This is a genomic window from Isoptericola variabilis 225, from assembly GCF_000215105.1.
GTDB classification, from domain to species: domain Bacteria; phylum Actinomycetota; class Actinomycetes; order Actinomycetales; family Cellulomonadaceae; genus Isoptericola; species Isoptericola variabilis_A.
Window position 1 is genome coordinate 495,758 of record NC_015588.1, and the last position, 10,828, is coordinate 506,585.

General features: G+C 72.2%; 8 protein-coding genes. 6 read left to right on the forward strand and 2 right to left on the reverse strand.

Annotated features, from left to right (window positions below; genetic code table 11):
- Window positions 1-1,539, forward strand: coding sequence for a mannitol dehydrogenase family protein (locus ISOVA_RS02350; RefSeq protein WP_013837658.1), 1,539 nt, complete (start codon window positions 1-3; stop codon window positions 1,537-1,539).
- On the opposite strand, the gene ISOVA_RS02355 is transcribed toward ISOVA_RS02350, so the two are convergent.
- Window positions 1,522-3,225 (reverse strand): alpha-amylase family protein, encoded by a 1,704-nt coding sequence (locus tag ISOVA_RS02355; RefSeq protein WP_013837659.1) that lies wholly within the window; start codon window positions 3,223-3,225, stop codon window positions 1,522-1,524. The two genes, ISOVA_RS02350 and ISOVA_RS02355, sit on opposite strands and share 18 nt — an antisense overlap.
- Window positions 3,222-4,247 carry a TIGR03885 family FMN-dependent LLM class oxidoreductase gene (locus ISOVA_RS02360; RefSeq protein ID WP_013837660.1) on the reverse strand — a complete coding sequence of 342 codons (1,026 nt, stop codon included), beginning with the start codon at window positions 4,245-4,247 and terminating at the stop codon, window positions 3,222-3,224. The genes ISOVA_RS02355 and ISOVA_RS02360 overlap by 4 nt, the downstream gene beginning before the upstream one ends.
- A gap of 256 nt (window positions 4,248-4,503) precedes the next feature.
- Between ISOVA_RS02360 and ISOVA_RS02365 the strand changes: the two genes are divergently transcribed.
- From ISOVA_RS02365 to ISOVA_RS02385, 5 genes are all read left to right on the forward strand, one after another.
- Window positions 4,504-5,826, forward strand: a complete 1,323-nt coding sequence (locus tag ISOVA_RS02365) for an ABC transporter substrate-binding protein (RefSeq protein WP_013837661.1) — start codon at window positions 4,504-4,506, stop codon at window positions 5,824-5,826.
- Entirely contained in the window at window positions 5,823-6,782 is a 960-nt protein-coding gene (locus ISOVA_RS02370) for a carbohydrate ABC transporter permease (RefSeq protein ID WP_041294745.1), read from the forward strand. The genes ISOVA_RS02365 and ISOVA_RS02370 overlap by 4 nt, the downstream gene beginning before the upstream one ends.
- A gap of 50 nt (window positions 6,783-6,832) precedes the next feature.
- Window positions 6,833-7,735, forward strand: a complete 903-nt coding sequence (locus ISOVA_RS02375) for a carbohydrate ABC transporter permease (RefSeq protein ID WP_049788399.1) — start codon at window positions 6,833-6,835, stop codon at window positions 7,733-7,735.
- A 2-nt stretch (window positions 7,736-7,737) separates the two neighbouring features.
- The gene (locus tag ISOVA_RS02380) at window positions 7,738-8,391 is read left to right on the forward strand and encodes a hypothetical protein (RefSeq protein ID WP_013837664.1); all 654 of its coding nucleotides are present in this window, start codon (window positions 7,738-7,740) and stop codon (window positions 8,389-8,391) included.
- A gap of 108 nt (window positions 8,392-8,499) precedes the next feature.
- A complete protein-coding gene (locus ISOVA_RS02385) occupies window positions 8,500-10,794 on the forward strand; it encodes a rhamnogalacturonan lyase (RefSeq protein WP_013837665.1) in 2,295 nt (764 codons plus the stop codon).
- Window positions 10,795-10,828: the final 34 nt, after the last annotated feature.

The window sequence follows — 10,828 nt, forward strand, 5'->3', positions numbered from 1 at the left end:
GTGACCGACCGACTGCACCGGGCGACGCTGCCCGCCCACCTCGCCGCCCCCGTGACGCCCGCCGAGGTCGGGATCGTGCACCTCGGCATCGGCGCGTTCCACCGCGCGCACCAGGCGGTGTTCACCGAGCTCGCGGCACGCGCGACCGGCGACACCCGGTGGGGCATCCTCGGCGTCACGCAGCGGTCGGCGACCGTGCGCGACCAGCTGCGCCCGCAGGGCGGTGTCTATTCGGTCCTCACCGCGGGCACGGACGGCACCTCGCTCGACCTCGTCGGCGCGGTGCTCGACGTCGCGTGGCCCGCCGAGGAGACGCCGCGCGTCCTATCCACGATCGCCGCGCCGACCACGCACCTCGTCACGCTCACCGTGACCGAGAAGGGCTACTGCCGCGACGCCGACGGCGGTCTCGACGTCGCCCGCGTGCGCGCGGACCTCGAGGCGCTCTCCGTGGAGGAGGCCGGCACCGGCGCGGCCGGTGCCGCGCCGTCGACCACCGCGATCGGGCTGCTCGTGCGCGGCCTGGCCGCACGGCGTCGCGCCGCTGCGGCGTCGGGCGAGGACCGCCCGGTCACGGTGCTCACGTGCGACAACATGGTCGACAACGGGCGCGTGCTCGAGCGCCTCGTGCACGAGGCCGTCGACGCCGCGCTGCCCGGGGAGGCGGGCGACGCGCTGCGGGACTGGCTGCGGGCGCACGTCGCGTTCCCGTGCTCGATGGTCGACCGGATCGTGCCCGCCACGACGCCCGAGCAGCGCGACGCGGTCGAGCGCGAGCTCGGCGTGCGCGACGAGGGCCTGGTCGTCGGCGAGCCGTACCGGCAGTGGGTCGTGGAGGACCGCTTCGCGGGGCCGCGGCCCGCGTGGGAGGAGGCCGGCGCGACGCTGACCTCCGACGTCGCGCCGTGGGAGCGGGCCAAGCTGCGGCTGCTCAACGGCACGCACTCGTTGCTCGCGTACGCGGGCTGGCTCGCCGGCCACGCGACCGTGGCCGAGGCCGTCACCGACCCGGCGATCGCCGCGCGCGCCCGCGAGCTGCTGTTCGACGACGCCCTGCCGACGCTCACGCCGCCCGACGGCGCCGACCTGCACGCCTACGGCGAGTCGCTGCTCGAGCGGTTCGCCAACCCGGCGACGGGCCACACCACGCTCCAGGTCTCGATGGACGGTACGCAGAAGATCCCGTTCCGCTGGGGCGGCACGATCGCCGACCGGCTCGCCGCCGGCGCGGTGCCGCGCGGCGCGGCGTTCGCGCTCGCGGCGTGGTCGGAGGTCGTGCGCCGCGAGGCGGCCGCCGGCAGGACGGTCGACGACCCGCGTGCCGCCGAGCTGCGCGACGTCGTCGAGCAGGTCGGGAACGGCGACGCCGCGGCGGCCCCGCCCGCCGACGTGGTGCGTGCCCTGCTCGCGCTCCCGGGCCTCCTGCCCGACGGCGCGGGCACCGACGAGCGGCTCGTCGGCGCCGTCGTCGCCGAGGCGGGGACGCTCGCCGAGCGCGACGCGGTCGCGGTGGCCGGGCGCTCAGAGCAGCCGGCGTGAGCTCGGCTGCGTGACGCGCAGCCAGCGGTAGCCGTACCCGTCGAGCCGGACCTCCGCGCTGCCGTCGGGCTCGGGTTCGCAGTCGTCGTCGGTCAGGAGGTCGACGAGCCGCGAGCCCTCCTCGAGCTCACCCAGCTCGAGCGGCACCACGGCGGGGTTCGGCGACAGGTTGTGGAGCGTGACCATCGACGCGTCCTGCCACGTGCTCCGCAGCGCGAGCACGGCGGCGTGCGGCTGGTCGAGGATCTCCCAGTCGCCCCAGCCGAGCTCGGGGCACTCGCGGTAGCGGTGCGCGAGCGTGCGGACGAACGCCAGCAGCGAGTCCGGGTTCCGGCGCTGGTCGGCGACGTTGACGTGCTCGGGCGCGTACCCGTCGGTCGGCAGGGGGCCGGCGAGACTCCGCTCGGCGGCCCGCGAGAACCCCCCGTTGCGCTCGGGTGTCCACTGCATGGGCGTGCGGACCGCGAGCCTGCCCTCGGCGGCGAGGTTCTCGCCCATGCCGATCTCCTCGCCGTAGTACAGCACCGGGGTCCCCGGCAGCGAGAAGAGCAGCGAGTAGACCATGCGGACGCGGCGCGGGTCGCCGCCCAGCATCGGCGGCAGCCGGCGGCGCAGACCGCGCCCGTAGAGCTGCATGTCCTCCTCGGGCCCGAACGCCGCGAAGACCTCCTGGCGCTCCTCCTCGGAGAGCTTGTCGAGCGTGAGCTCGTCGTGGTTGCGGACGAACGTCGCCCACTGCGCGTCGTGCGGGATGGGCGGGCGCGACCGCAGCGCCGCGGCGAGCGGGCCGACGTCCTCGCGCGCGAGCGACAGGTACATCGCCTGCATCGCGTTGAAGTCGAACTGCATCGTGAGCTCGGTGACGTCGGTCCCGCCGTCGCCCCCGTCGGTCGGGTCGGAGTTGCCGAAGTACTTCGCCTGCTCGAGGTAGGGCAGGTTGACCTCGCCCATGAGGATCGCGTCGCCCGCGCGTCGCCCGACGAAGGCGCGCAGGATCCGCAGGAACTCGTGCGGGTCGTCGATCTCGTCGTCCGGCGTCGAGGCGGCGTCGGCGAGGGCGAACGGCACCGCGTCGACCCGGAACCCGGAGATGCCGAGCTCGAGCCAGAAGCCGATGGTCTTGGCGAGCGCGTCGCGCACCTTCGGGTTGGCCGTGTTGAGGTCGGGCTGGTGGTGGTAGAAGCGGTGCCGGTACCACTCGCCGGTCTTCTCCTCGAAGGTCCAGATGGCGTCCTCCTTGTCGGGGAAGACGACCTGGTCCTTCGTGGGCGGCGGCTCGTCGGCGCGCCAGACGTAGAAGTCCCGGAACGGCGAGTCCTTCGACCGGCGCGCGGACCTGAACCACGGGTGCTGGTCGGAGGTGTGGTTGACGACGAGGTCGACGATGACGCGGATCCCGCGGTCGCGCGCTGTGCGGACGAGCTCGACGACGTCGCCCAGGTCGCCGAGGCGCTCGTCGACCGCGAGGAAGTCGGTGACGTCGTACCCGTCGTCGAGGTCGGCCGTGGCGTAGAACGGCATGAGCCACAGGCACGTCGCACCGAGGTCGGCCAGGTGGTCGATGCGCTGGACGAGGCCCGGGAAGTCGCCGATGCCGTCGTCGTTCCAGTCCATGAACGTCTCGACGTCGAGGCAGTAGACGACGGCGTTCTTCCACCACAGGTCGCCGGTGTCGCGGATCCTCACGCCGCACCTCCCGTGCTCGCGGCGGTGGCGCCGGTGGCCGTGCCCCGCGGCGCGGCGCCGGCGACGTCGCGCAGGCGGGGGAGCAGGGTCGAGGCCGCGACGTCGAGGAACGCGTCCTGCTCCTTCCCGACGTGGTGCAGGTACACCTGGTCGAACCCGCACGCGACGAGCTCGGCGACGCGGTCGGCGAGCCGTTCGGCGTCGTGGTCGACGAGAACCGACCCGCGCACGGCCTCGGGCCGGACGAGCTCGCCCACGGCGTCGTACTGCTCGGGCGTCTCGAGGTCCCAGTTCACCGCGGGCGGCAGGAGGTTGGAGCGCCACTGGTCGTGCGCGACGGCGAACGCCGCCTCGTCGCTGGTGCCCCACGCCACGTGGACCTGGAGCGCGAGGTCGCCGCGCCCGCCGGCGTCGCGGTACTCGGCGACGACCTGCCGCAGGGTCTCGACGGGCTGGTTGACGGTCACGAGGCCGTCGGCCCAGTCGGCGTGCCGGCGCGCGGTGGCGGGCGTCACCGCGGCCCCGACGAGCCGCGGCGGGACCTCGGGCAGCGACCAGACCCGGGCGCGGTCGACCGTCACGCGGCCGTGGTGGGTGACCTCCTCGCCCGCGAGCAGCGCGCGCATGACCTCGACGCACTCGCGCAGGCGCTCGTCGCGCTCCGCCTTCGTGGGCCAGCGGTCGCCGGTGACGTGCTCGTTCATCGCCTCGCCCGAGCCGAGCGCCGCCCAGAAGCGCCCGGGGAACATCGCGCCGAGCGTGGCGACCGCCTGCGCGACGATCACCGGGTGGTAGCGCTGGCCGGGCGCCGTCACGACGCCGAACGGCAGCTCGGTCGTCGCGAGCGCGGCGCCGAGCCAGGACCAGGCGAAGCCCGACTCGCCCTGCCGCACGCTCCAGGGTGCGAGGTGGTCGGAGCACATCGCGGCGTCGAAGCCGGCCTGCTGCGCGCGCTGGGCGGCGGCGAGCAGGGGACCGGGCGCGATCTGCTCGTGGGACGCGTGGAATCCGACGGTGACCATGGCGACCAGTCAACCGGCGACCGGCCCGCCTCGCTCGGCGACCACCGAACCCGCTACCACGCCCGGAATCGCAACGATACGAACGCTTCGTTGCCCCGGACGACGCACGCGTGTTCGTTGCCGGATCGTGATGAAGCGCTTTCCCGGGCCTCTGGACATCTGGTCCGAGACGTGTATTGTAACGATTCAAGTCGGCGGCCAAGGGCTGTTCGTGCGGCGCCGTCGATGTCGATGAGCGACGAGCAAGGAGGCTCTCATGAGGATCACGCGCAAGGCCGTCGGTGCGGCCGCGGCGACCACTGCGGTCGCACTCGTCCTGACCGCGTGCGGCGGTGGCGGGGGCACCACCGAGGAACCCGGTTCGGGCGAGGAGCTCAACACCGAGGAGCAGGTCACCCTCTCCATGGCGTGGTGGGGCAACGACGACCGGGCCGCCAAGTACGAGGAGGCGATCGACCTCTTCGAGGAGAAGTACCCCAACATCACGGTCCAGACCCAGTTCCAGGCGTGGGACGACTACTGGACCGCCCGGGCGACCGAGGCCGCCGGCGGCGCGCTCCCGGACGTCGTCCAGATGGACCTGTCGTACCTCCGCCAGTACGGCGGCACGGGCCAGCTGCTCGACCTCAGCGGCCAGATCGGGGTCAACCTCAACGTCGACGAGTTCGACGAGAGCCTGCTCCAGGCCGGCACCATCGAGGGCGCCCAGTACGGCATCCCGACGAGCACCAACACGCTCGCGCTGTTCTACAACCAGGACGTCCTCGACAAGGTGGGCATGGAGCCGCCGGCCGAGGGCTACACCTGGGACGACCTCGACGCCTGGATCCAGGAGGTCTCCGCGGCCGGCGCCGGCCAGGAGCCCGTCATCTACGGCTCGGGCGACTACTCGGGCACCTTCTGGTTCTTCCTGCAGTGGCTGATCCAGCAGGGCGTCCAGCCGTTCACCGAGGACGGCCAGCTCGGCTTCGACGAGAGCCACATGACCGAGTGGCTCGAGCGCGTGCAGCCGCTGCGCGACGCCGGCGTGCTCTACCCGATCGACAAGGCCAAGCAGATCGAGCCGCTCGGCGGCTTCACCGTCAACGAGGCGGCCGCCGAGATGAGCTGGGACAACTTCCTCGCCGGCTACGTGGCCGACTCGGGCACCGAGAACATCGGCATGATGCCGATGCCGTCGGGCGACGAGGGCCCGCAGCAGTTCTGGAAGCCGTCGATGCTGCTCTCGGCCTCGGCGAGCACCGAGAACCCCGAGGCCGCCGCGGCGCTCATCGACTTCCTCGTCAACGAGCCCGAGGTCGGGCGCATCTTCGGCACCTCGAAGGGCGTCCCCGCCGTCGCCGCCCAGCGTGACGCGATGGAGGTCGAGGAGGGCTCCGTGGACGCGACGGTCGTCGAGTACGAGGAGACCGTGGCCGACGTCGTGACCGAGCCGGCGCCGCTGCCGGTCGAGGGCTTCGGCGCCGTCGAGGCGGAGTTCAAGCGCCTCAGCGAGGAGCTCCAGTACGGCAACATCGACGTCGAGCAGTTCGTGACGGACTGGTTCGCCTTCGCGGACAGCAACGTCGGCCAGTCGTGACCATGAGCTCCACGACGTTCGACATCGCGCGGGGGGCGGACGCTCCGTCCCCCGCGCGGGGGCGCAAGGCGTCCCTGAGCAGGGACACGGCGGCGGGGTACGCCTTCCTGTCGCCGTGGTTGGTCGGGTTCGTGCTGCTGACGGCGTTCCCGATGGTGGCGTCGCTGTACCTGGCGTTCACGGACTACGACCTGTTCCGCCCGCCGCAGTGGGTGGGGCTCGAGAACTTCCAGGCGCTGTTCGCCGACCGGCGGTTCATCACGTCGGCGAAGGTGACGGCCGTGTACGTGCTGGTCGGCACGCCGATCAAGCTCGCGGCGGCGCTCGCGGTGGCGATGCTGCTGAACATGAAGCACCGCGGCCAGGGCGGGTACCGGTCGGTGTTCTACGCCCCGTCGCTGATCGGTGCCTCCGTGTCGGTCGCGATCGTGTGGAAGGCGATGTTCATCGACAACGGCATCGTGGACCGCATCCAGCAGTTCTTCGGACTGCCGGCCGGGGGCTGGGTGGGTGACCCGTCGCGCACGATGCCGATGATGATCCTGCTGGCGGTGTGGACGTTCGGCGCCCCGATGGTGATCTTCCTGGCCGGGCTCAAGCAGGTCCCGGCGGAGCTGTACGAGGCGGCGTCGGTCGACGGCGCGGGCGCGGTGCGCAAGTTCCTGAAGATCACGCTGCCGATGCTGTCGCCGGTGCTGTTCTTCAACCTGCTGCTGGAGACGATCAACGCGTTCCAGGTGTTCTCGAGCGCGTTCATCATCTCGGGCGGCACGGGCGGTCCGGCGGACTCGACGCTGTTCTACACCCTGTACCTGTACATCAAGGGCTTCGCCCAGTTCGACATGGGCTACGCCTCGGCCATGGCCTGGGTGCTGGTCGTGGTGGTCGGCGCGATCACCGCGGTGCTGTTCCGCACCTCCAAGGGCTGGGTGCACTACTCCGGAGACTCCCGATGAGCGAGCACGTCGTCACCCCGAACCTTCCCGCGCAGGCCGCGGGCGCCGCGATGCTGCTCGAGCAGCAGGACCCCGGCACCAACGTCGAGGCGACCCGCCGCCGGCAGGCCGCCCGCCGCAGGAAGGGCGTGCGCTCGCTCGGGTTCCACCTGCTGCTCGCCGCCCTGACGATCGTGGTGCTGTACCCGGCGGCGTGGATGGTCGTGTCCTCGCTCAAGCCGTCCAGCGAGATCATCGGCAACGTCAACCTGTGGTCGGACAGCTTCTCGCTGACCAACTACGCCACCGCCATGTCGGGCATCGGCGGGGTGTCGTTCTGGACGTTCGTGGCCAACTCCACGTTCCTGGCCGTGATGTCCGTGATCGGGGTCGTGATCTCCTCGGCCGTGGCGGCCTACGCGTTCGCCCGGATCGACTTCCCCGGCCGCGGCCTGTTCTTCGCGATCATGATCGGCACGCTGCTGCTGCCGTTCCACGTCGTGATCATCCCGCAGTACATCATGTTCAACACGCTCGGCCTGGTGAACACGTTCGCGCCGCTGCTGCTGCCCAAGTTCCTGGCCGCCGAGGCGTTCTTCGTGTTCCTCATGGTCCAGTTCATGCGCAACCTGCCGCGGGAGCTCGACGAGGCCGCCCGCATCGACGGGTGCGGGCACGTGCGCATCTTCCGGTCGATCATGCTGCCGCTGATGCGCCCGGCGATCATCACCAGCTCGATCTTCGCCTTCATCTGGTCCTGGAACGACTTCCTCGGCCCGCTGCTGTACCTCAAGAAGCCCGACCTGTACCCGCTGCCCATCGCGCTGCGCCTGTACGTCGACCAGACCTCCGTGTCCGACTACGGCGCCCAGATGGCCATGGCCGTGCTCGCCCTGCTGCCGGTCATGCTGTTCTTCATCCTGTTCCAGCGGTACATCGTCGAGGGCGTCGCCACCCAGGGGCTCAAGGGCTGACGATGACCCGACGCACGAGGCAGGGCGGGCGCGGCACCGGTGGGGAGACCCGCACCGGCGCCGCGCTCGGCCTGCTCGGCGAGGTCCTGCTCGCCGGGATCCTGGCGGCCGTCGGGAGCCTGCTCGTGGTGACGGCCGTGCCGTCCCTCGCGGCGGCCGTCGCCCACGTGCGGCGCCAGGTCGCGGGGCTCGACGTCGGCGTCGGCCGCTTCGCCCGCGAGTGGTGGGCTGCCGTGCGGACCCTGTGGACGCTCGGCCTCGCCGCCGTCGGGATCGCCGTGCTCCTCGCGTTCGACATGCGGCTCGCGGGCTCGGGCGTCCTCCCCGGCGGCCAGGTCGTGGCCGCCGTGGTCGCGCTCGCCGCGGCCGTCGCCGTCGTCGTCCTCCTGCGTGCCGCCGGCACGTGGTCCGACGACGAGGGCACCCCGGCGGGGACGGGCGCCCGCGAGGCGCTCGTCGTCGGCGCCGAGCGGGCGCGCGACGACCTCGTCGGCTCGGTCCTCCTCCTCGTCGGGGTGGGCCTGTGCCTGACCTTCGTCTGGATGCTCCCGCCGCTCGCCCTGCTCGTGGGCGGACTGCTCGCGCTCGCCGTCGTCGGCGTCGAGGTGCGGCGTCGCGGCCTGGACGCGGAGCGCGCCGGGGGCACCGACATCTAGAGACGTCCGGCCGGCACGACGTGCGCCGGACCGGTCCGGCCTGCCCGCGACGACGACGGGTGGGTCTCGCCCACGCACCACTGCAACGATGCACGGGAGGCAAGCGAGATGAGAACCACCAGAGCGACGGCCTGCGCCGTCGCGGCGACGACCGCGGGCGTGCTCGCGATCACCGGGGCGGCGGCGGTCGCCGCCCCCGGCGGCCCGCCCGGGTCCGCGGCGCCGACGGGCGGCGTCCAGCTCGAGCGGCTCGACCGCGGCCTGGTCGCGGCGCACACGAGCGAGGGCGTCTTCCTGTCCTGGCGCCTCCTCGGGGAGGAGGTCACCGGCCACACCGACTCGGGCATGGCGGGCGCCGACTTCGTCGTCTACCGCGACGGCGCTGCGATCGCCACCGTGACGGACTCGACCAACTACGTCGACCCGGCGGGCACGGCCGACGCCGAGTACGCCGTCGCACCCGTCGTCGACGGCGTCGAGGGGGAGCGGAGCGCGGCCGTGACCGCGTGGGACGCGGGCTACCTCGACATCCCGCTCAACAAGCCCGCCGACGGCGTCACGCCGGTCGGCGAGGCCTACACCTACTCGGCCAACGACGCGTCGGTCGCCGACCTCGACGGCGACGGCGAGTACGAGATCGTGCTCAAGTGGGACCCGTCCAACTCCAAGGACGTCTCGCAGAAGGGGTACACCGGCAACCAGTACCTCGACGCCTACGAGCTCGACGGCACCCAGCTGTGGCGCATCGACCTCGGCGTCAACATCCGCGCCGGTGCCCACTACACGCAGTTCCCCGTCTACGACTTCGACGGCGACGGGGCGGCCGAGCTCATGGTCAAGACGGCGCCGGGCACCAAGGTCACGAAGTACGAGGACGGCGAGCCCGCCGGCGAGCAGTACATCCAGATCCCCGCGCGCGACCGCAAGGCCGGCGTCAAGCACAGCGACGACTACCGGTACGGCGCGGACGACTACTACGAGCACGTCGTGCAGATGTTCCGCGACTGGGCCTCCTACCCCGAGGTGGTCAGCGGCCAGTGGCCCGCCACGCTCGAGGAGGCGTTCGGCATCGAGCCGCGGTACGACTACCCGCTCTCGGACGCCGACGCCCGCGCGCTCGCCGACCACTTCATGGACGTCTACGCGCCGAGCCGCTCGGCCCGCAACGACCTGCGCACGTTCGAGGGCTTCGTCATCAGCGGGCCCGAGTACCTCACGGTGTTCGAGGGTCGCTCGGGCCGGCCGCTGCGGACGGTCGACTACAAGCCCGGACGCGAGGACGACGGCCTGCGCTGGGGCGACTACGCGATGTCCCGCATCGAGCCGGGCAACCGCGTGGACCGCTTCCTGGCCGGCGTCGCGTACCTCGACGGCGAGCGCCCGTCGGCGGTCTTCGCGCGCGGCTACTACACGCGCTCGACGATCGTGGCGTACGACTGGGACGGCAAGAACCTCACCGAGCGGTGGTTCGTCGACTCCGGCTGGACGCCCATGACCAACCCGTTCAACGACGGGCCGCACGGCCGGCTCGGCACCGACCCCGAGTTCGGGTCGATCACCACGCAGGGCTTCCACTCGATGTCGGCGGCCGACGTCGACGGGGACGGCAAGCACGAGATCGTCTACGGCTCGGCGACGATCGACGACGACGGCTCGCTGCTCTACTCGTCGTTCGACACGCTGCCCCCGGGCAGCGGGAACCCGGGCGCGTACGTCGGGCTCGGGCACGGCGACGCCATGCACGTGACCGACATCGACCCGTCCCGCCCCGGGCTCGAGATCTGGACGGTGCACGAGGGCGGGGCGTGGGCGCCGTACGGCTCGGCGATGCGCGACGCCGCCACGGGCGAGGTGCTCTTCGGCGCCTACTCCGGCCGGGACACCGGCCGCGGCATGATCGGCGACGTCCTGCCCGGCACGCCGGGCATCGAGGTCTGGGCGTCGATGCCCGGCGGCTCCGACGGCTCGGGCACGCTCAGCGCCACCGGCGAGCAGGTCTCGACGCGGACCATGGGCACCAACCAGTCGGTGCGCTGGGCCGCGGACGCCACGACGCAGATCATCGACGGCTCGGGCGACGCCACGCCGCGCATCGTCGACTGGTCCGGCACGGTGCTGTCGCTCGACGGCACGCGCACCAACAACGGCACCAAGGGCAACCCGTCGCTCGTCGCCGACGTCCTCGGCGACTGGCGCGAGGAGGTGCTCGTGCGCACGGCGGACTCGTCGGCCCTGCGGCTGTACCTGTCCACCGAGGTCACGGACATCAAGCTCTACACGCTCATGCACGACCCGCAGTACCGGGCCGAGGTGGCCCGGCAGCAGACCGCCTACAACCAGCCGTCCTACCCGGGGTTCTACCTCGCGTCGGACACCGACTGGTCGCAGGTGCCGATCCCCTGACCCTCCGACCCCCTGCCCGGGCTGTCAGGCCCAC